Here is a 19,599-nt window from a genome sequence, read left to right as displayed (position 1 = left end):
ACAAAGAGTTGGAGCGGGTCCCCGTTTCCGTGAAACGGTGAATTCTAGATCACCGCGCCCAGCGGCACATAGTCGATCTCGAGAAATTTCTCGACCTCCGGCACCCAGCGGTCGCGCACGAAGGCGACATGGTCGGGATGGTCGTTGTATCTGGTGTAGGCGGCCTGGTCGGCGAACTCCATCGAGAAGCCGAACTGATAGTCGTTCTTGGGGCTGATCTGCCGCAATTGCTCGAAATGCGTGACGCCCCGGATCGCGGTGAGGATTTTCTTGGCGTCGACGAGGAATCGCTTTTCCTCCAGCGAATGCGGCGCGTGCTTCAGCGTGAAGACGACGGTGTGGCGGATCATTTGTCTCTCCTGCAATGACTTTCAGTATCGGCTATTCGCTGTCGACCCAGGCGCGGATGAGGTGATGCGCGATCGCACCTTTCGGCGGCGTGACCAGATTATCGGCGTGCTCCCTGGCCAGCATCAGGCGCACCTCGTCGCGGCCAAACCACCGGCAGTCCTCCAGCTCGTTGAGGTCGGCCTGGATGTCCTCATTGAGCGGCTCGCCGAAGCAGCCGATCATCAGTGAGTAGGGGAACGGCCAGGGCTGGCTGGCGTGGTAGACGACGCGGCCGAGCCGAATGCCGGCCTCCTCCAGCGTCTCGCGGCGCACCGCCGCCTCGATCGTCTCGCCCGGCTCGATGAAGCCGGCGAGCGCCGAATACATGCCCGGCGCGAAGTGCCGGCCTCGCCCAAGCAGGCATTTCTCCCGCGTTGCCGTCAGCATGATCGCCACCGGGTCGGTGCGTGGAAAATGCTCGGTGCCGCAATTCGGGCAATGGCGCTTGTAGCCGCCGGCCCGCATCTGCGATTGGGTGCCGCATTTGCTACAGAAACGGTGGCTGGCGTGCCAGGCGAGCAGGGCGGCCCCTTGTGCCATCGCGCCGGCGGCCGCTTCGTCGATCAGCCCTTGCATGTAGACCGACCGGTAGTCGATCGCCTTGACGGTCTCCGGCAACTGTTCGGCGTCAACGCCGGCCACCACCGCGAGCACCGGTCCTTGATCGGAAAAGCCGAGCAGGACACTTTGGTCGAGGGAAGGGTTGAAAGACTGGCTCTCGGAGGCGCCGAACCAGGGATCAAGACCGCTGCCATTCCCCAATTTCAGATAGAGCCGGCCGCCATTCATCAACAGCAGCCGCGTCGTTGGATCGGCCAGCGCCTTGTCGACCGAATCGTCGGCGCGACTCTCGGATTGCCGGTCGATGGTATTGCCGGCAAAGCCGACAAATTGGCTCGGCTCGCGCAGGGGCGCGTCAAACAGGCTGAAGCTCATGCGGACTCTGGTTCTTTGGGATGGACATGTTTTGGAATGAATACAGGGGAGCTTATAGCGCCGCCCTTATCGTTTCGGCAAACCGGCGCAGGTCGGAGCGCTCATAAGGTTCGCGCAGGCCGTGCCCCCACACCGGACCGGGCCAGCCGGGATCGCCTTCGGACCGGGCGATGATATGGATATGCAACTGGCGCACGATGTTGCCGAGCGCGCCGGTGTTGATCTTGGTGCAACCGCTCACTTTCTTGAGCGCCTGCGCCACCATGTTGGTCTCGAAGGTCAGCATGGCCTGGTCGAGCGGCGTCATGTCGTGGATTTCCTCCGCGCCCGGCCGCTGCGGTACCAAAAGCAGCCATGGCCAGCGGCGATCGTTCATTACCCGCAATTCGCAGAGCCCAAGCCACATCAACTGCTCGCTGTCCGCTTCCAGCCGGGCATCCAGCATGAATCCGGCCTTCAGGCCCGGCAGCATCGGCGTTTCCCTTGCTTTTCTTGGTTTCCTTGAACTCACGACGCTAGAGCGGCGGCAAGAGGGCTGCAAGCGAATCATTGTTCCTCTGAGGGTTTGGTGCGCCAAATCGCGTGCGCACTTGCATTTCATCGCGCAATTGCCGATATGGACGGTGGGAGGTTGGTGGTGGACGATCCACTCGCCAACCGGGTCAGGTCCGGAAGGAAGCAGCCCTAACGAGCCCGGAACGGGTCATTGTTCCAGCCTCCCACCTCATCGGCCCCCCTCGCGACATTGACGACGCATTGCAGCGCGGGCGAGACTATGCGCAGGAATCGGCGCCTTTGGGCGCGGCCTTTTGGAGCTTAACGGGCGAATGAGCGAAGCCGGAAATTCGGGGCCAAAAAGCCTGGAGCCAAAAAGCCCGGAAAACGCAAAGGCCGCCGCCTATCGCGTGCTGGCGCGCAAATACCGTCCGTCGAACTTTTCCGAACTGGTCGGCCAGGAGCCGATGGTGCGCACCCTCACCAATGCCTTTGCCACCGGCCGCATTGCCCAGGCCTGGATGCTGACCGGCGTGCGCGGCGTCGGCAAGACCACCACGGCGCGCATCCTGGCGCGGGCGCTGAACTACAAGACATCGACCGTGGACCAGCCTTCGGTCGACCTTGCCGTCCTCGGCGAGCATTGCCAGGCGATCATGGAAGGCCGCCATGTCGACGTCATCGAGATGGACGCCGCCTCCCACACCGGCATCGACGACATCAGGGACATCATCGAGCGTGTGCGCTATGCGCCGGTGTCGGCCCGCTACAAGGTCTACATCATCGACGAAGTGCACATGCTGTCGACGCAGGCCTTCAACGGCCTGCTGAAAACGCTGGAAGAGCCGCCGCCGCACGTCAAATTCATCTTCGCCACCACCGAAATCCGCAAGGTTCCGATCACCGTCCTGTCGCGCTGTCAGCGTTTTGACCTGAGGCGCATCGATGCCGGATCGCTGGTCGCGCATCTCTCTTCGATCGCCGCCAAGGAAGGCATTTCGGTCGACGACGACGCGCTGGCGATGATCGCGCGCGCCGCCGAAGGCTCGGCCCGCGATTCGCTCTCCATCCTCGACCAGGCGATCGCCCATGGCGCCGGCTCCGTCAGTGCCGAGGCCGTACGGGGCATGCTGGGCCTGGCCGACCGCGCCCGCATCGTCGACCTGTTCGAACATGTGATGAAGGGCGACGTGGCGGCGGCGCTCGCCGAATTCCGCGCTCAATACGACACCGGCGCCGATCCGGCCGCCGTACTGACCGATCTTGCCGAGTTCAACCACCTTGTCACCCGGCTGCGTTTCGTACCGACCGCCATGGATGATGCTTCGCTGTCGCAGGACGAGCGCCAGCGCGGCGCCGATTTTGCCAGGACGTTGTCCGTCAAGGTGCTGTCGCGAACCTGGCAGATGCTGCTCAAGGGCATTCCCGAGGTGCAATCATCGAACCGGCCGGTGAGCGCGGCCGAGATGGTTTTGATCCGGCTGGCGCATGCCGCCGACCTGCCGACGCTCGACGAGGCGCTGAGATCGCTCGAGGGCGCGGGACCGGTTCAAAATGGCGCATCGCGTCCAAACGGGGCGCCCGCTGGCGCTGGCAATGGCGGTGGTGCCAGCGCGGTCGCGCAAACGCGCATGCCATCCGGACAGGGCGGTGGCGCGCAGACCATGCGGTTGGTCGAGGCCACGCCCGCGCCGGTGGCTTTCGTCGCCCCTCCCCAACCGGCGCCGGAGACGCCGCCGGTACCCCTGAAATCGCTGGCCGACATCGTTGCCCTCGCCGACGCACAACGCGACATCGCCCTAAAGGTGCTGGTCAAGCGCTGCATCCGTCCCGTGCGCATCGAACCCGGTCGCATCGACGTCAGCCTGACCGAAGATGCGCCCAAGCTGCTGCTCAACGATCTGACAACGAAACTGCGCGCCTGGACCGGCCGCAACTGGCTTGTCTCGCTGTCCAAGGAAGAGGGCGGCCAGACGCTGGCTGAAATGGAATCGACGAAGCGCGAAAATGCCTTCCTCGATGCCAGGAGCGATCCGGCCGTGGCCGCCATACTGGCGCGTTTCCCGGGCGCCAAGATCATCGACGTGCGCATTCCCGATGCGCCGGAGGCAGACGAGACCGAGGCGGAAGTGCCGGTCGAGCCGCCGGCGGATGACGACGAGACCTGATAAACCAAGAACCTGACAAACCAAGAACCAAGGATTGGACCATGAAAGATCTTCTCGGCCTCATGGGCAAGGCGAAGGAAATGCAGGCCAAGTTTCAGGCCATGCAGGACGAGATCGCCACGGTCGAATCCGTCGGCCAGGCCGGCGGCGGCCTGGTCAGCGTCACGCTGAGCGGAAAGTTCGACATGAAGTCGCTGAAGATCGACCCGTCTCTGTTCAAGGAGGACGATGTCGAGATCCTTGAGGACCTGATTCTTGCCGCCCACAATGACGCCAAGGCCAAGGTCGAGCAGATCATGCAGGAAAAGACCAAGGCGCTGACATCAGGCCTGCCGATCCCGCCGGGAATGAAACTGCCGTTCTGATGCATGGCGCCCAAAACCGTGCAGCGGTTTTGGGGCAACGGCGTGCACGAAAGTTGAGCCAGCGGTGATGCGCCCATGACCGAAGAGCCGTCTGAAAGACTGATCGAGCAGCGTATCCGCAACAGGATCTACGAGATCCTGGAAATCCTCGCGGATTGCGATGCCGGCGTCGATATCGTCGGCATCAAGGGCTATTTCTATTTGTTCGAGGATTTCGTGCACCGCCCGTCGATCGAGGCCGGCACATCGGCGCTTTCGAAGGAGGAGCGTGCGATCGTGCTGGAAATCGCTGAATTCCTCGAGGCGGCTTCCGAGACGAATCCCGATTTCACCAAGGCCGAATTCATCGATAGCGACTGGCCGGGAAAGATCGCGCCGACGGCCAGGAACGCGCGGGCGTTGTTCCTCAGGCGCGGCCTGTTTTCCGAGAAAGTCGAGGAGCTTGAGCCTGGTCGGCCGGCCGCGATGGCGGCGGGGCGGTAGCGATTTCCGGAAAAGCGCGCCGCGGTTTTCCCTGGACAATTGCGGCGAAACGAAGGGATAGCGGTCATCGCTTTTGTGAAATGATGGCTCGATCTATCTGGAAAGCCTCGAAATTGTGCCTTTTCGGCAACAGTACGTTGTTAATAACGTTTTGGCCATCATTTTGCCCGAAAGTGTCTCATTCTTGCCGCAGCCTGGGGGCGGGCATCGAAGTGAGAGGGTAACCTGTTGATCGTCACGCGATGGAAGACGCCGCTGTTGCTCGGCGTCATTACGTCTCCCCTGTTTTTGGCTGCGTGCAGCCAGACAACCTCGCACGGCATGTCCGTCGCCGGCCTCACCGATGCCATCACGCCGAGTTTCCTGAGCTCGCGGCCTTACAGCCACACCCCGAAGGACAGGGAATGCCTGGAAAGGGCGATGTTCTTCGAATCCAACAGGTCGAGCCGCGACGGCATGATCGCTGTCGGCACCGTGGTGATGAACCGCCTGCGCTCCGGCCAGCATGGCAGCACCATCTGCGAAGTGGTGGGCGAGCCGGGCCAATTCGCGCCGGGCGTCATGACCAGGCCGATGAATTCGCGCGCAATGCCCGATGTCGAGGAAGCGGCCAACGCCGTGCTCAAGGGCGAGCGCAAGGCCAAGCTCAAGAACACCATGTATTTCCACACGGCGGGCCTGCGCTTCCCCTACAAGAACATGCATTACACCATGGTCGCCGGCGGCAATGCCTTCTATGAGAAGCGCGGCCGTAACTGGCAGCCGCTGCCCGATGAGCCGACCGTGGCGGTTGCCTCGGCTGGGTCCGAAATCGTGAAGCCGGCCGCACCGGTGACGATGGTTGCCTCGGCCGAGCCGGCGCCTCCGGCCAAAACGTCCCGCGTCGCTCCGGCGCAGCAAGTCTTTATGACCGCCTCTGTGGAACCGGCCCGTCAGCCCAAGGCCAAGGCCGCTCCAGTTCAAGAGACCTATGTGACCGCGGCCGCGGTGCCCACGGCGAAGTCGGCGCGTGTGACCGTGAAGCAGACGATGGTCGCGATGCAGGAGCCGATGGAAGAACCGGATGCCGCCCGGTTCGGCGGAACCTTGAACAAAAAGGTTATCAGTTCGGTTCAGGGTGAGCCGCAAGAGGCGGCGATGGGGTTCCTGTCGACGCCGGAGAACACCGACGCCATCGGCGCGATGATCGCCAGCCAGAGTCGACCGCTCGAGGTCAACTGATTCGCATCGCCACGGCTTCGCGTGGCGGCATGGCGGACCATACGCTGACACGGATGTTCCAAGGCGCTCGGAAAAATCCTGGAGCAGTTCACCGTTTCGTGGAAACGGCGAACTGCTCCAGCTTTTCGTTTTGACGCAATTCCGGACGGAAAACCGCTTCGCACTTTTCCTGGAATTGCTCTAGATCAGAGCGATGTCCAAGCGAATCGCCGGTCCCGAGATCGAACGTCTGATCCAGCTCCTGGCCAAGGTGCCGGGGCTTGGTCCCCGTTCGGCCCGGCGCGCGGCACTGCATCTGATCAAGAAGAAGGAGCAGCTTCTGTCGCCGCTCGCCGCCGCCATGGGCGAGGCTGCCGACAAGGTGCGTATCTGTTCCACCTGTGGCAATGTCGATACGTCGGATCCTTGCATGATCTGCACGGACCCGCGCCGCGATGCCGCCACCCTCATCGTCGTCGAGGACGTCTCCGATCTCTGGGCGCTCGAACGCGCGGCGGCGATGAACGTACGCTACCATGTGCTCGGCGGCACGCTGTCGCCGCTCGACGGCGTCGGCCCGGATCAGCTCAACATCCGCTCGCTGATCGACCGCGTCGCCGGCGGCGAGGTCAAGGAAATCATCCTCGCCGTCAACGCAACGGTCGAGGGCCAGACCACCGCGCACTACCTCACCGACCAATTGTCCGGCTTCGACATCAAGGTGACAAGGCTGGCGCATGGCGTGCCGGTTGGCGGTGAACTCGACTATCTCGATGAGGGCACGCTGGCCGCCGCGCTGCGCTCGCGGACGGCGTTTTGACGCAATTGGCGGGATGTTTGCCGAAATGACTGCATTCCTTCGTACGATCACCTTCGCCCTTGTCGCTACGCTTATCGGTGTCTTCCTCGCCACCTCGGTCTCGGCAGCCAGGATCGACGACCAGTACCGCGCGTGGCTGCAGAACGATCTCTGGCCCGAAGCCAAGGCCAAAGGCATTTCCAAGAAGACCTTCGATGCCGCCTTCGACGGCATAAAACCCAACCTGAAGCTGCCCGACCTTGTCATGCCCGGCGAGAAGCCGAAGACGCCGCAGAAGCAGCATCAGGCCGAGTTCGGCTCGCCCGGCGCCTATTTCGCCGAAAAGACGGTTCGCGCCGTGACGTCGGGTGGACGCACGCGCGAGGCGGCCAACGCCAGGACCCTTGCCGCGATCGAGAAGCGCTATGGCGTGCCCGGCGAGATCGTTCTGGCGATCTGGGGCCGCGAGACCGGTTTCGGCGCGGCGAAGATGCCCTACGACGCATTCGAGGTGCTGGGCACCAAGGCATTCATGTCGACGAAGAAGGACTTCTTCCGCACCGAGCTTTTGGCCGCACTGGAAATCGTCGAACGTGGGCTGGCCCCTGTCGGCGCGATGAAATCCTCCTGGGCCGGCGCGCTCGGCCAGCCGCAATTCATGCCGACCTCCTTTCTCAAGCATGCCGTGGATTTCGATGGCGACGGACGCGTCGATATTTGGAACTCGACGCCCGACGTGCTTGCCTCGATCGCCAACTATCTCGTCCATTATGGCTGGGTGAGGGGACGGGGCTGGGGGTTCGAGGTGACCGTGCCCGAGAGCGTCTCCTGCTCGCTGGAAGGTCCCGATCAGGGCAAGAAGATCTCCGACTGGGCCGGCATGGGCATCAAGCGCGTCGGCGGCAAGCTGTTTCCGGCGAGCGAGCTGAAGGCGGAGGGCTTCCTGCTGATGCCGGCCGGCCGCAGCGGACCGGCTTTCATCGCCACCCCCAATTTCTACGTGCTGAAGGAATACAACACCAGCGACCTCTACGCACTGTTCATCGGCCATGGCGCCGACCGCATCGCGCATGGCGATCAGGATTTTTCCGGCAGCTGGGGGCCTGTCGGCGATCTGCATCGTTCCGATATTGCCGCCCTGCAACGGGCGCTGGAAGCCAAGGGCTATGATGTCGGCAGCGCCGATGGCCTGCCCGGCTTCAAGACCCGCCGCTCGATCGGCAAGTGGCAGGCCAAGAACGGCCAGGCCGCGACCTGTTTTCCCGACGCCGGCCTGGTCGCCGCGCTGAAATAGCGCCGAAATCAAAGCAATTCCAGGAAAAGTGTGAACGGTTTTCCGTCAGGAATTGCGTCAAAACAAAGAGATAGAGAGGTTCGCCGTTTCCACGAAACGGTGAGCCTCTAGCAGATTATTCTCGATCGGCTGCCTCGATTGGCCGAACTACGCGTCGACGCGCGACCCGCCATCCTGCTTCAATGAGCCGTCGTATAAATGCTCGTTGCCGGCCACGGAGCCGCCGGATATGGTGTTGACCAAATGGACAAAAACCACGACGGTAAGTGGACAAGGGGCCGTCATACGCCCTGAAAAGAAGACCTCAATCCTGAGCCGGGAACTCAGGTCAACAACAAAAAAGGGAACAGTCACCATGATGATGGAAAAGCTTGCTCTACGATCCCGCATCCTGCTCGCGGGCGCGGCCATGTCGGCACTGCTTCTGGCCGGAGCGCCGGCCGGCGCGGTCACACCCGCCGACACGCTGGTCGAAGGTTTTGCGATCGACGACATCATCTCCATGGATCCGGGCGAGGCGTTCGAACTGTCGACCGCCGAAGTCACCGGCAATACCTATGACCTGCTGGTCCGCCTCGACCTCAGCGACACCTCCAAGGTCAAGGGCGATCTCGCTGAAAGCTGGACCGTATCCGACGACGGCCTGACGTATACTTTCAAGCTCAAGCCCGGCCTCAAATTCGCCTCCGGCAATCCGATCACCGCTGCCGATGTCGCCTATTCGTTCGAGCGCGCCGTCAAGCTCGACAAGAGCCCGGCCTTCATCATCGATCAGTTCGGCATCAGCGGCGACAATGTCACCGAAAAGGCCAAGGCCGTCGACGACACCACCTTCCAGTTCGTCGTCGACAAGGCCTATGCACCGAGCTTCGTGCTGAACTGTCTCTCGGCAACCGTCGCTTCGGTTGTCGATGCAAAGCTGGTCAAGGAACATGTCGCGGCGGTGACGCCGAGCGCGGACTACAAATGGGACAATGATTTCGGCAATGCCTGGCTGAAGACCGGCTATGCCGGCTCCGGCGTCTTCAAGCTGCGCGAATGGCGCGCCAACGAGGCTGTCGTGCTGGAGCGCAATGACAACTACTACGGCGAGAAAGCCAAGCTTGCCCGTGTCATCTATCGCAACATGAAGGAAAGCTCGGCACAGCGCCTGGCGCTGGAAGCCGGCGACATCGACGTCGCCCGTAACCTCGAGCCGAACGATCTCGACGCCATCGCCAAGAACGCCGACCTCACCTCGACCAGCGCGCCGAAGGGCACGGTCTACTACATCAGCCTGAACCAGAAGAACCCGAACCTCGCCAAACCCGAAGTGCGCCAGGCCTTCAAATATCTGGTCGATTATGACGCGCTGAGCTCGACCATCCTCAAGGGGATCGGCGAGATCCACCAGACCTTCCTGCCCAAGGGCGTGCTTGGCGAACTGGACGAGAACCCGTTCAAGCTCGACGTCGCCAAGGCCAAGGAATTGCTGGCCAAGGCCGGCCTGCCCGACGGCTTCAGCGTAACCATGGACGTGCGCACCGGCCAGCCGACGACCGGCATGGCGGAATCGATCCAGCAGACGCTCGGACAAGCCGGCATCAAGCTTGAGATCATCCCGGGTGACGGCAAGCAGACGCTGACCAAGTATCGTGCTCGTAATCACGACATCTATATCGGCCAATGGGGCCAGGACTATTTCGATCCGAACTCCAACGCCCAGACCTTTGCCTCGAACCCGGACAATTCGGACGAAGGCAAGACCAAGACGCTTGCCTGGCGCAATGCCTGGGATATTCCGGACCTGACCAAGCAGACGGAAGCGGCGCTGCTGGAAAAGGATTCGGGCAAGCGCGCCGACATGTACAAGGACCTCGAGAAGAAGATCCTCGACACCAGCCCCTTCGTGGTCATCCATCAGCAGCTGGAAGTCGCCGGCCTGCGCAAGAACCTCAAGGGCTTCGCGCTCGGCCCGAGCTTCGACACCAATTTCGTCGGGCCGGTCTCGAAGGAATAGTGCCCGCGGACGCGCCGCATGAGTGCGGTTGAAAACGAAGGCGGGCGCGGTGGCGCCCGCGCCGTTGCCCTTGCATCATCGCTCGGCCGTTTCCTGGTCATCGCGGTGACGACCTATCTTGGTCTTCTCGCGGTGACCTTCTTCATTGGCCGTGTCATCCCGATCGATCCGGTGTTGGCGGTGCTCGGCGACCGGGCGCCGGCCAATGTCGTCGAGCGCACGCGTCGCGAGATGGGCCTCGACCTGCCGCTGATCGAGCAGTTCTACATCTACGTGAAAGGCGCGCTGAACGGCGATTTCGGCACTTCGGTGCTGACCACCAACCCGGTCATGACCGACATCCGCCGCGCGCTTCCGGCAACCACGGAACTGGCGACGCTCGGGACACTGATCGGTGCGCTGTTCGGCGTGCCGCTTGGTGTACTGGCCGCGGTCAAGCGCGGCAGCATCATCGATCAGATCGTGCGCGTCATTGGGCTGATCGGCTATTCCGTGCCGATCTTCTGGCTCGGCCTGCTGGGCCTGGTGCTGTTCTACGCCAAGCTGCAATGGGTGGCCTTTCCGGCACGGCTCGACGTCGTCTACGAATACACCTTCACCCCGATCACCGGTTTCTACCTCCTCGATTCTGCGATGCAGGGTCAGTGGGATGTCTTCCGGGACGCCTTCCGGCACATCATCCTGCCGGCCTCGCTGCTCGGCTATTTCTCGCTCGCCTATATCAGCCGCATGACGCGCTCGTTCATGCTCAACGAACTCGCCCAGGAATATATCGTCGCGGCGCGCGCAAAGGGTCTGTCGGAAACCCGCATCATCTGGGGCCACGCGCTACGCAACGCCGCCGTGCCGATGGTCACGGTGATCGCGCTCTCCTATGCCGGCCTGCTCGAAGGCTCGGTGCTGACGGAAACCGTCTTTTCCTGGCCGGGCATCGGCCTCTACATCACCAATTCGCTGCAGAACGCCGACATGAACGCCGTGCTCGGCGGCACCATCGTCATCGGCTCGGTCTTCATCGGCATCAATCTTCTGTCCGACCTCCTTTACCGCCTGCTCGATCCGAGGACGAAATCCGCATGAGCAGAGGTATCTCACTTTCGGGTTCGGCTGCGGCCAATCACCCCCACTCCGGCCCTTCGGGCCACCTCTCCCCCTGCCCGGGGGAGAGGAAAAGCCGGCCGCACGCTTGGCTCCTTTCCTCTCTCCCATCGAACGGGGGAGAGGTGGTCCGCGAAGCAGACCGGAGTGGGGTTCGACAGCCTCAGGAGGCATCGTCATGACCGCCTCCGACGCCCGCCCTCTCTCTCGTCGCGACTGGTTGCTCAGCGAGCGGCCGGCCTCGCGCATGCAGGCGAGGCTTGGCCGCGCCTATGTCGCGTGGCGGCGCTTTTCCGCCAACCGGCTGGCTTTCGTAGGCCTGCTGATCATTATCGCCCTGCTGGTCATCGCCGCCCTTGCCGGCGTGCTGGCGCCCTATTCGCCGACCTTTGGCGATCTGAAGAACGCGCGGCTGCTGGCGCCGAGCGAGCAGCACTTGTTCGGCACCGACGACCTCGGCCGCGACATCTACTCACGCATCCTCTACGGCTCGCGCTGGACGCTCTATGTGGTCATCCTGGTTGCCATCATCGCGGCCCCCATCGGTCTGCTGGTCGGCACCGTCGCCGGCTATGCCGGCGGCTGGACCGATGCCGTCCTGATGCGCATCACCGACATCTTCCTCGCTTTCCCGAAGCTGGTTCTGGCGCTGGCCTTCGTGGCGGCGCTCGGCCCCGGCATCGAAAACGCGGTGCTTGCCATCGCCATCACCTCCTGGCCGCCCTATGCCCGCATCGCGCGCGCCGAAACGCTGACGGTGCGCAATTCCGATTACATCAAGGCGGTGCAACTGATGGGCGCCTCGCCGGCCCGTATCGTGCTGCGCCACATCATGCCGCTCTGCATCTCCTCGCTGATCGTTCGCGTGACGCTCGACATGGCCGGCATCATCCTCACCGCCGCCGGCCTCGGTTTCCTCGGCCTCGGCGCGCAGCCGCCGCTGCCCGAATGGGGCACGATGATCGCGTCCGGCCGCCGCTTCATCCTCGACCAGTGGTGGGTGGCCGGCGCGCCCGGCTTCGCAATCCTCATCGTCAGCCTCGGCTTCAACCTGCTTGGCGATGGCCTGCGCGACGCGCTAGATCCGCGCAGTGGTGACCAATGAGCGCGCTTCTCGACGTCGAGGACCTGCGTGTCACCTTCCCAACCCGCACCGGGTTGATCGAAGCGGTGCGCGGCGTCTCCTTTTCGCTCGGCCGCGAACGGCTCGGCATTGTCGGTGAAAGCGGCTCCGGAAAATCGCAGACCGGCCGCGCCATCATGGGCCTGACGCCGCCGCAGGCCCGGATATCGGCCAGGAAACTGGCCTTCGACGGCATCGACCTGCTCGGCATCTCGGCGCGCCAACGCCGGGCGTTGCGGGGCAACCGCATCGCCATGATCCTGCAGGATCCGAAATACTCGCTCGACCCGGTGATGAGCATCGGCCGCCAGATCGTCGAAACGCTGCGCACGCACGAAAGGGTTTCCAAGGCCGAGGCCCGCGAGCGGGCGCTGGCCATGCTGGAGGCGGTGCAGATCCGCGACCCCAAGCGCGTCTTCGACCTGCATCCGCATGAAGTGTCCGGCGGCATGGGCCAGCGCGCCATGATCGCCATGATGCTGATCGCCGGGCCGGAAATGATGATCGCCGACGAGCCGACCTCGGCACTGGACGTCACGGTGCAGCTCGACGTTCTCGGCATTCTTGACCGGCTGGTCAGTGAGCGCGGCATGGGGCTGATCTTCATCTCCCACGATCTGCGGCTGGTCTCGTCCTTCTGCGACCGCGTCATCGTCATGTATGCCGGTAAGGTGGTCGAGCAGCTCAAGGCCTCGGAATTGGGCCAGGCCCAGCACCCCTACACGCGCGGCCTGCTCAACTGCATGCCCAAGATCGGCGCCGACCGCCACCCGCTGCCGGTGCTCGACCGCAAGCCGGAGTGGGCGGCATGACTGCTGCGATTACCGTCGACAGGCTGGAGGTGATCTTCGACCGTTTTCGCGCGCTGAAGGGCGTCAGCCTCGACGTGCGGCCGGGCGAATCCTTCGGCCTGGTCGGCGAGAGCGGTTCCGGCAAATCGACGCTGCTCAGGGCGATCGCCGGCCTTGCGCCGGTCGCGTCGGGCAGCATCGCCGTCAATGGCAAGACGCTCGGCGCGCGCCGCGACAAGGCCTTTTACCGCGAAGTGCAGATGGTCTTCCAGGATCCGTATGGCTCGCTGCATCCGCGCCAGACCGTCGACCGCCTGTTGCAGGAACCGCTTGCCATCCACGGCTTTGCCGATGGTGAAAAGCGCATCGAGCGCGCGCTCGACGAAGTCGGCCTCGGCAACGGCTTCCGCTTCCGCTACGCGCACCAATTGTCGGGCGGCCAGCGCCAGCGCGTGGCGATCGCACGCGCGCTCATCCTCGAACCATCGATCCTGCTGCTTGACGAGCCGACCTCGGCGCTCGACGCGTCGGTGCAGGCGGAAGTGCTTAATCTTCTGGAAGAGGTCCGCCGGCGGCGCAAGCTGACCTTCCTGATGGTCAGCCACGACCTCGCCATCATCACCCATATGTGCGAGCGGCTGATGGTGATGCAAAGCGGCGAGGCGGTGGAGAACCTGACGGCGGGCGACCTTGTCGAGCGCCATGTCACCAAGGATTATACGCGCAATCTTTTGCGGGCGAGCGACGGGTTTGTGAGAACGGCGTGACTCGTTCTTCCCGTGGCGGACCGGTGCTATCGGACAAGAGTATATTCAAATCTGACGATTGGATTGCATACGTTGTGCATGAAGCTGACGACGACGACATCTACAACGAAGAAGGTGGCAGCTGGCAAATCCACGCAGCGACACGCCAGAGCGGAACGAACGCGAGATAATGCTGGTCGGCCTGCGGCAGGTGGTTCGGCGGGATGAAACCCTCTTGGCATTGGCCGATTGCCGAAAGGTTGGCATGCTTGGCGCAGTTCCAAGTCGTCGCCGTGGCAGCGCGCGAAATCACTCCCTGTGCCGTCCAACGATAACGAGGATACAGCAGGGTCTTAATTCGAACCTTGCGCCAGTTCGCCGTTCTCCGGAGCGGATGGTTCGTCCCCTTGCTTGGGCTCCTTGATCCTGAACCACGTCACATAAAGCGCCGGCAGGAACAGCAGCGTGATCGCCGTGCCGGCGATGATGCCGCCCATCATCGCGTAGGCCATCGGGCCCCAGAACACTTCGCGCGCGATAGGGATCAGCGCCAGGCTGGCTGCGGCCGCCGTCAGAGCGATCGGCCGCATGCGGTGTTCGGTCGCCTCGATGACGGCCGTCCATCGGTCCTTACCCTCTCGGACGAGATCCTCGATCTGCACGATCAGGATGACCGAGTTGCGGATCAGGATGCCGATCAGCGCCAGCACGCCGAGGATGGCGACGAAGCCGAGCGGCGCGCCGCTCGGCACCAGGGCGGCCACCACGCCGATCAGCCCGAGCGGCGCCACCGCCACGACCAGGAACAGACGCTGGAAGCTCTGCAGCTGCACCATCAGGATGGTCGCCATGATGAACAGCATCAGCGGCACCACGGCCGCGATCGGCCCCTGGCTTTTGGCGCTTTCCTCGACCGAGCCGGCGGTTTCCACCGAATAGCCCGCCGGCAGCTTGGCGATGAAGGCATCCACCGATGGCTTCAGCTCGTTGACCACCGTGGCAGGCAGCGTGTCGCCCACCATGCCGGCGCGCACGGTGATCGTCGGAATGCGGTCACGCCGCCACACTGTCGGCTGCTCGAGGTCGTAACTGAAATTGGCCACCGCCGCGAGCGGGATCGCTTCGCCGGTGCTGGTCGGCAGCTGCATGTTCTGCAGCGTCCCGATCGAGCCGCGTTCGGCATCGCGTGAGCGCGCCACGACATTGATCAGATAGGTGGCGTCGCGCACCTGGGTGATGGTGGCGCCGCCGACCGTGCTGTTGAGCGCACTGGCGATGTCGGAGGAGGTGATGCCGAGCTGGCGCGCTTTGTCCTGCAGCACGTCGACCCTCAGCACGCGCTGCGGCTCGTTCCAGTCGAAGGTGGGTGCCGCGAGCTTCGGATTGGCCGAGATGAGGCCGGCGAATTGCTGCGCCAACTCGCGCACGGTCTGGATTTCGGGACCGCCGACGCGATACTGCACCGGACGGCCGACAGGCGGTCCGAGTTCGAGCAGTTTGACGAAGGCGTCGGTGCCGACAAACTCCTCGCGCAGCAACTTCTCCAGCGCGGGCTTGACCCGATTGCGAGCCTCGAGGCTCTTGGTGACGATCACGGTCTGGCCGAAATAGGGGTTGGCCGGCTGCACGTCATAGGCCAGCACGAAGCGCACCGCGCCCTGGCCGATATAGGACGAGAAATGGTCGATGTCTGGATTGCCGACCAGCGCCCGCTGCTCGAACCGCTCCATCTGGTCGCGCGTCTCGGCGATCGACGAGTTCTGTGGCAGGTTCCAGTCGACGATCAGCTCCGGCCGGTCGGATGGCGGGAAGAACTGCTGCTGGACGAGGCCGAAGCCGGCGATCGAGGCCGCGAACAACAGCACCGTGACGATGATGGTCATCCAGTGCCGGCGCACCGAAAATACCAGCAACCGCCGGAACGCCGAGGTGAATCGGCCAGGCTGGTCGTGATGCTTGGTCTTCATCGTCGCCGGCAGGATGGTTACGCCCAGCAGCGGCGCGAACAGCACCGCCACGATCCACGACACCAGCAACGACACGGCGATGACGACGAACAGGGTGAAGGTGTATTCGCCGGCGGCACTTGAGTTGAGGCCGATCGGGATGAAGCCGGCGACCGTCACCAGCGTGCCGGTCAGCATCGGGAAGGCGGTCGAGGTGTAGACATAGGTCGCCGCCTTGCGCAGGTTGTCGCCAACCTCCAGCCGCGCCACCATCATCTCGACCGCGATCATGGCGTCGTCGACCAGAAGCCCGAGCGCGATGATCAGCGCGCCCAGCGAAATGCGCTGCAGTGAAATGCCGAGATACTCCATGACCGTGAAGGTGATGGCCAGCACCAGCGGGATTGACAGCGCCACGACGAAGCCGGCGCGCATGCCAAGGCTGATGAATGAGACGGCAAGCACGATGGCCACCGCCTCGAACAGCGCGCGGGTGAAGCCGGAGACCGCTTCCTCGACGATCACCGGCTGGTCGGCGACCAGATGCACGCCGACGCCGACCGGTAGGTCGGCCAGCACCTTGTCCATCTCCCTGTGCAGCGCCGCGCCGAATTCGAGCAGATTGGCGTTGGGCTTCATGCCGATGGCGAGCGCGATGGCGTCCTGGCCGTTGAAGCGGAACAGTGCCGTCGGCGGATCGACATAGCCGCGTGTGATCGTGGCCACGTCGCTCAGCCGGAAGAAGCGGTCGTTGACGCGCAGATTGATGGCACGCAGGCTCTCTTCGGACGTGAACTGGCCGCCGACGCGCACGCTGATGCGCTCCGGTCCGGACTGGATGACGCCGGACGGCGTTATCGCGTTCTGCGCCTGCAGGCTGGCGATGATCGCCTGCTGGTTGAGGCCAAGGGCCGCGATCTGGCGCGTCGAGAATTCGAGATATATGGCTTCGTCCTGCGCCCCCACGAGATCGACCTTGCCGGCATTGGGCACGGTCAGGATTTTTGTTCGGACCTCCTCGACATAGTCGCGCAACTGGCGCGACGTCAGCCCGTCCGATGTGAAGGCATAGATGTTGCCGTACACATCGCCGAAGCGGTCGTTGAAGAACGGCCCCTGCACGCCTTGCGGAAACTGCGCCTTGATATCGTTGACCATGTTGCGCACCTGAAGCCAGTTCGGCACGACATCGCGCGCCTTGGTGGTGTCCTTCAGGTTGACGAAGATGACGGTCTGGCCGGCGGTGGTGACGGATCTGGTGAAGTCGAGGCTGTCGAGCTCCTCGAGCTTCTTCTCGATGCGGTCGGTCACCTGCTGCAGCGTCTCCTTGACCGACGCGCCCGGCCAGTTGGCCTGGATGATCATCGTCTTGATGGTGAAGTTGGGGTCTTCCTCACGGCCGAGGTTGAGATAGGAGAATATGCCGGCCACCACGAAGACCAGCATGAAATACCAGACCATGGAGCGGTGGCTGAGCGCCCAGTCGGAGAGATTGAAGCCCTTCATCAGACGCCACCCCCGGGCACTCTAACCTTCTGGCCTTGGCTCAGGCTATGGACGCCGGCGGTGACCACGCGCATGCCGGCCTCAAGTCCATCGGCCACCGTGAAGGTGCCGCCATTCCTGGAAGCGATCTTGATGTCGCGCGTACTCACGCTCGATGTCTGCGGGTCGACGATCCACACTTTGTCGGAACCGTTCTTTTCGAGCAGCGCCGACATGGGCAGTTCGATCGTCGGCGCCACCTTGGTCATGCGGGTTGCCGTTACCGTTGAGCCGAGCCTGAAGGCCTGCGGCGGATCGGAGAGCGTCAGCCGCACGCGCCGGGTGCGCGTCGAGCCCTCCGCCTGTGGCGCGATTTCGCGCAGCTTGGCCTCGGTCTGGATCGTCGGCAGCGATTGCAGGATGACCTGGAACGGTGTGCCGGCCGTGAGATCGCCGACCAGCTGGTCGGGAATGTCGACGACCGCTTCGCGCAGGTCGGAGCGCGCCACGGTGACGACTGTCTGGCCTGCCGAAACCGTCTGCCCGACCTCGGCGCCGACCGCGGTGATGACGCCGTCGAAGTCGGAGAACAGCCTGGCATAGCCAAGCTGTTCCTGCGATTTGGCCAGCGAGGCCCTGGCTCGCTCGACGCTGGCTTCCGCGGCCTTGCGTGCCTGCTGAGCGGCATCGAAGACTGCCTGGGAAGCGTTGGCCGAGGCAAGCAGCTGGCGCTGGCGCTCCTCGCTCGCCGCGGCGTTGGCGAACTGTGCCTCGGCATTGGAGAGCTCCGCCTTGGCCGCCTGCACGGCCAGTTCCAGCGCGGTCGGGTCGAGCGCGGCGATCGTGGTGCCCTTGGTGACGATGTCGCCGACCTTGACGTCGCGGGAGACGACCCGGCCAAGCAGGCGGAAAGCAAGGTCGGCGCTGACCTGCGGCTCGACCGAGCCGGCGAAGCCGAAGGTCTCGGTGGTGCGCGGCTCGACCACCACCGAAAGCACCGGCCGGATGATCTCCGTCGGCTTTTCTTCGGATTTCGAGCAGGCGGCGAGCGCGCCAAGCGCGAACAAGCCGAGCATGATTGGCGGCAGCCGGTTCATTGGCCCGCCCTCGATATCTCCACCGTCTGGCCGGGACTGAGCAACTGCCCGCCCGCGGTAACGACACTCTGGCCTTCGTTCAGACCGCTGGCGACGACGACCGTGCCCGAATCGAAGGCCAGCACCTCGATCGGTGTCGTCGACACTGCCTTGGTCGCCGGGTCGACAATCCAGACGGCCGGCCTGCCGGCACTGGACGTCAGCGCCTGCCAGGGCAACAGGATCGCCTTCGCCGGCTTGGCGCTGATCGAGCCGATCACGGCCGCCCCCAGCGGCAAGCCGGGGGGCGTGGCGGGAATGCCGACCCTGACCCGGATCGAACCGGAGGCCTGGTCCACCACCGGCGAGATTTCGCGCACCTTGCCTGTTGCCCGGACCTGCGGATCGGCCAACAGCGTGATCGTCACCGCCGGCGAGACCGGCGTCCTGGCGACCAGCGTTTCCTGCACGTTGAACACGGCGTCACGGTCACCGTCCTCGGCGACGGTGAAGACAGTTTGCGCCGCCTGCACCACCTGGCCGGTTTCGACCTGGCGGGCGGTGATGACGCCGGGGGCGCCAGCCTTGAGCTCGGTGAAGGACAGGTTTTGCTGGGCATTGGCGAAGGCGCTCTGCGCGGCATCGACGCTGCCTTGCGCCACCTTCATCGCCTGGTCGGCGGCGTCATAGTCGCGCCTGGTGGTGAAGCCCTGGGCAAGCAGCGTCTTCTGCCGCTGGAAGGCGGCGGCGGACTGGGTCAACTGCGCCTTCGCCGCATCGAGATCGGCCTGTGCGGAGCGCAGATCGGATTCCTGTTCCTGTGGATCGATGCGGGCCAGCACCGCGCCTTGGTCGACATGCTGGCCGACATCGACAAACCGCTCGGCGACCCGGCCACCGACACGAAACGACAGATTGTTCAGCGTACGCGCCGCGATCACCCCGGTCAGCGAGGTCCTCGGTGCGTAGTCGGCCATCGCCACCGTTTCCGCGCGCACCATGACCGGCAATTTCCTGGTCGCCGCTTCCTGCTTCTGGCAACCGGCCAGCAGCAGGGCGGCCGCGCAGACGCAGACTGCCGAGGGAAAAGACAAAAGACTGGAGGTTTTGACGGATGGCGGCGACACGGATGATGACGCGTTTCTGCTCATGGGCTCCCCCAGCCGCGGGCCACTCGTTGACGGCGATGCCTCGCCGATATCCGA

18 protein-coding genes and 1 other RNA gene are annotated in these 19,599 nt (G+C 63.9%); 12 read left to right on the top strand and 7 right to left on the bottom strand.

What is annotated here, in order from left to right; all coding sequences use genetic code 11:
* Positions 1–44: 44 nt before the first annotated feature.
* From AC07SZ_RS24265 to AC07SZ_RS24255, 3 genes are read right to left on the bottom strand one after another with little or no spacing between them, the layout of a single operon-like run.
* On the bottom strand, positions 45–350 hold the full coding sequence (locus AC07SZ_RS24265; protein ID WP_494916188.1) for a Dabb family protein: 306 nt from the start codon (positions 348–350) through the stop codon (positions 45–47).
* Between the two features lie 31 nt (positions 351–381).
* Positions 382–1,326: an NAD(+) diphosphatase gene (nudC, locus tag AC07SZ_RS24260; protein WP_056569828.1), complete on the bottom strand. Its 945-nt coding sequence runs from the start codon at positions 1,324–1,326 to the stop codon at positions 382–384.
* A 52-nt stretch (positions 1,327–1,378) separates the two neighbouring features.
* A complete protein-coding gene (locus tag AC07SZ_RS24255; RefSeq protein ID WP_056569830.1) occupies positions 1,379–1,798 on the bottom strand; it encodes an HIT domain-containing protein in 420 nt (139 codons plus the stop codon).
* Between the two features lie 154 nt (positions 1,799–1,952).
* Between AC07SZ_RS24255 and ffs the strand changes: the two genes are divergently transcribed.
* The 7 genes from ffs (at position 1,953) to AC07SZ_RS24220 (ending at position 8,130) form a co-directional block, all read left to right on the top strand.
* Positions 1,953–2,049, top strand: an RNA gene (gene ffs, locus AC07SZ_RS24250) — signal recognition particle sRNA small type.
* 104 nt (positions 2,050–2,153) lie between these two features.
* Positions 2,154–3,989 carry a DNA polymerase III subunit gamma/tau gene (locus tag AC07SZ_RS24245; RefSeq protein ID WP_056569832.1) on the top strand — a complete coding sequence of 612 codons (1,836 nt, stop codon included), beginning with the start codon at positions 2,154–2,156 and terminating at the stop codon, positions 3,987–3,989.
* A gap of 41 nt (positions 3,990–4,030) precedes the next feature.
* Positions 4,031–4,354 (top strand): YbaB/EbfC family nucleoid-associated protein, encoded by a 324-nt coding sequence (locus AC07SZ_RS24240; RefSeq protein WP_056569838.1) that lies wholly within the window; start codon positions 4,031–4,033, stop codon positions 4,352–4,354.
* Positions 4,355–4,429: 75 nt separating this feature from the next.
* Positions 4,430–4,837, top strand: coding sequence for a hypothetical protein (locus AC07SZ_RS24235; protein WP_056569840.1), 408 nt, complete (start codon positions 4,430–4,432; stop codon positions 4,835–4,837).
* A 228-nt stretch (positions 4,838–5,065) separates the two neighbouring features.
* Positions 5,066–6,058 carry a cell wall hydrolase gene (locus AC07SZ_RS24230; protein ID WP_494916186.1) on the top strand — a complete coding sequence of 331 codons (993 nt, stop codon included), beginning with the start codon at positions 5,066–5,068 and terminating at the stop codon, positions 6,056–6,058.
* Between the two features lie 193 nt (positions 6,059–6,251).
* A complete protein-coding gene (recR, locus tag AC07SZ_RS24225; protein ID WP_056569846.1) occupies positions 6,252–6,857 on the top strand; it encodes a recombination mediator RecR in 606 nt (201 codons plus the stop codon).
* Positions 6,858–6,882: 25 nt separating this feature from the next.
* Positions 6,883–8,130 (top strand): lytic murein transglycosylase, encoded by a 1,248-nt coding sequence (locus AC07SZ_RS24220; RefSeq protein ID WP_056570436.1) that lies wholly within the window; start codon positions 6,883–6,885, stop codon positions 8,128–8,130.
* A gap of 147 nt (positions 8,131–8,277) precedes the next feature.
* Here AC07SZ_RS24220 and AC07SZ_RS24215 read toward each other — a convergent pair whose 3' ends face one another.
* On the bottom strand, positions 8,278–8,541 hold the full coding sequence (locus tag AC07SZ_RS24215) for a hypothetical protein (RefSeq protein WP_171883264.1): 264 nt from the start codon (positions 8,539–8,541) through the stop codon (positions 8,278–8,280).
* Here AC07SZ_RS24215 and AC07SZ_RS24210 point away from each other — a divergent pair.
* The 5 genes from AC07SZ_RS24210 (at position 8,486) to AC07SZ_RS24190 (ending at position 13,908) form a co-directional block, all read left to right on the top strand.
* Positions 8,486–10,129 (top strand): ABC transporter substrate-binding protein, encoded by a 1,644-nt coding sequence (locus AC07SZ_RS24210; protein ID WP_056569850.1) that lies wholly within the window; start codon positions 8,486–8,488, stop codon positions 10,127–10,129. The two genes, AC07SZ_RS24215 and AC07SZ_RS24210, sit on opposite strands and share 56 nt — an antisense overlap.
* Positions 10,130–10,147: 18 nt before the next feature.
* Entirely contained in the window at positions 10,148–11,209 is a 1,062-nt protein-coding gene (locus AC07SZ_RS24205) for an ABC transporter permease (protein WP_056569852.1), read from the top strand.
* 196 nt (positions 11,210–11,405) lie between these two features.
* Positions 11,406–12,332, top strand: coding sequence for a nickel transporter permease (gene nikC / locus AC07SZ_RS24200; RefSeq protein WP_056569855.1), 927 nt, complete (start codon positions 11,406–11,408; stop codon positions 12,330–12,332).
* Positions 12,329–13,162, top strand: coding sequence for an ABC transporter ATP-binding protein (locus AC07SZ_RS24195; RefSeq protein ID WP_056569857.1), 834 nt, complete (start codon positions 12,329–12,331; stop codon positions 13,160–13,162). The genes nikC and AC07SZ_RS24195 overlap by 4 nt, the downstream gene beginning before the upstream one ends.
* Complete coding sequence (locus tag AC07SZ_RS24190) at positions 13,159–13,908, top strand: ABC transporter ATP-binding protein (protein ID WP_056570439.1); 750 nt, start codon at positions 13,159–13,161, stop codon at positions 13,906–13,908. Before AC07SZ_RS24195 ends, AC07SZ_RS24190 begins: the two co-directional genes overlap by 4 nt.
* Positions 13,909–14,240: 332 nt before the next feature.
* Here the strand turns inward: AC07SZ_RS24190 and AC07SZ_RS24185 are convergent, their stop codons facing one another.
* Genes AC07SZ_RS24185 through AC07SZ_RS24175 form a run of 3 tightly spaced genes read right to left on the bottom strand, consistent with a single transcriptional unit; the run spans position 14,241 to position 19,545 of the window.
* Positions 14,241–17,339: an efflux RND transporter permease subunit gene (locus AC07SZ_RS24185; RefSeq protein WP_081294924.1), complete on the bottom strand. Its 3,099-nt coding sequence runs from the start codon at positions 17,337–17,339 to the stop codon at positions 14,241–14,243.
* Entirely contained in the window at positions 17,339–18,415 is a 1,077-nt protein-coding gene (locus tag AC07SZ_RS24180) for an efflux RND transporter periplasmic adaptor subunit (RefSeq protein WP_056569871.1), read from the bottom strand. The genes AC07SZ_RS24185 and AC07SZ_RS24180 overlap by 1 nt, the downstream gene beginning before the upstream one ends.
* On the bottom strand, positions 18,412–19,545 hold the full coding sequence (locus AC07SZ_RS24175; RefSeq protein WP_494916182.1) for an efflux RND transporter periplasmic adaptor subunit: 1,134 nt from the start codon (positions 19,543–19,545) through the stop codon (positions 18,412–18,414). Before AC07SZ_RS24175 ends, AC07SZ_RS24180 begins: the two co-directional genes overlap by 4 nt.
* Positions 19,546–19,599 lie beyond the last annotated feature (54 nt).

This window comes from Mesorhizobium sp. GW821-FHT07A06 (assembly GCF_059419085.1).
This window is presented reverse-complemented; position numbering and strand designations above follow the sequence as displayed.

Bases quoted from the DNA above. Each gene is read 5' to 3' on its own strand.
- AC07SZ_RS24265 (WP_494916188.1), bottom strand. From the start codon at position 350: ATGATCCGCCACACCGTCGTCTTCACGCTGAAGCACGCGCCGCATTCG.
- nudC (WP_056569828.1), bottom strand. From the start codon at position 1,326: ATGAGCTTCAGCCTGTTTGACGCGCCCCTGCGCGAGCCGAGCCAATTT.
- AC07SZ_RS24255 (WP_056569830.1), bottom strand. From the start codon at position 1,798: ATGCTGCCGGGCCTGAAGGCCGGATTCATGCTGGATGCCCGGCTGGAA.
- AC07SZ_RS24245 (WP_056569832.1), top strand. From the start codon at position 2,154: ATGAGCGAAGCCGGAAATTCGGGGCCAAAAAGCCTGGAGCCAAAAAGC.
- AC07SZ_RS24240 (WP_056569838.1), top strand. From the start codon at position 4,031: ATGAAAGATCTTCTCGGCCTCATGGGCAAGGCGAAGGAAATGCAGGCC.
- AC07SZ_RS24235 (WP_056569840.1), top strand. From the start codon at position 4,430: ATGACCGAAGAGCCGTCTGAAAGACTGATCGAGCAGCGTATCCGCAAC.
- recR (WP_056569846.1), top strand. From the start codon at position 6,252: ATGTCCAAGCGAATCGCCGGTCCCGAGATCGAACGTCTGATCCAGCTC.
- AC07SZ_RS24220 (WP_056570436.1), top strand. From the start codon at position 6,883: ATGACTGCATTCCTTCGTACGATCACCTTCGCCCTTGTCGCTACGCTT.
- AC07SZ_RS24210 (WP_056569850.1), top strand. From the start codon at position 8,486: ATGATGATGGAAAAGCTTGCTCTACGATCCCGCATCCTGCTCGCGGGC.
- AC07SZ_RS24215 (WP_171883264.1), bottom strand. From the start codon at position 8,541: ATGGCCGCGCCCGCGAGCAGGATGCGGGATCGTAGAGCAAGCTTTTCC.
- AC07SZ_RS24205 (WP_056569852.1), top strand. From the start codon at position 10,148: ATGAGTGCGGTTGAAAACGAAGGCGGGCGCGGTGGCGCCCGCGCCGTT.
- nikC (WP_056569855.1), top strand. From the start codon at position 11,406: ATGACCGCCTCCGACGCCCGCCCTCTCTCTCGTCGCGACTGGTTGCTC.
- AC07SZ_RS24195 (WP_056569857.1), top strand. From the start codon at position 12,329: ATGAGCGCGCTTCTCGACGTCGAGGACCTGCGTGTCACCTTCCCAACC.
- AC07SZ_RS24190 (WP_056570439.1), top strand. From the start codon at position 13,159: ATGACTGCTGCGATTACCGTCGACAGGCTGGAGGTGATCTTCGACCGT.
- AC07SZ_RS24185 (WP_081294924.1), bottom strand. From the start codon at position 17,339: ATGAAGGGCTTCAATCTCTCCGACTGGGCGCTCAGCCACCGCTCCATG.
- AC07SZ_RS24180 (WP_056569871.1), bottom strand. From the start codon at position 18,415: ATGAACCGGCTGCCGCCAATCATGCTCGGCTTGTTCGCGCTTGGCGCG.
- AC07SZ_RS24175 (WP_494916182.1), bottom strand. From the start codon at position 19,545: ATGAGCAGAAACGCGTCATCATCCGTGTCGCCGCCATCCGTCAAAACC.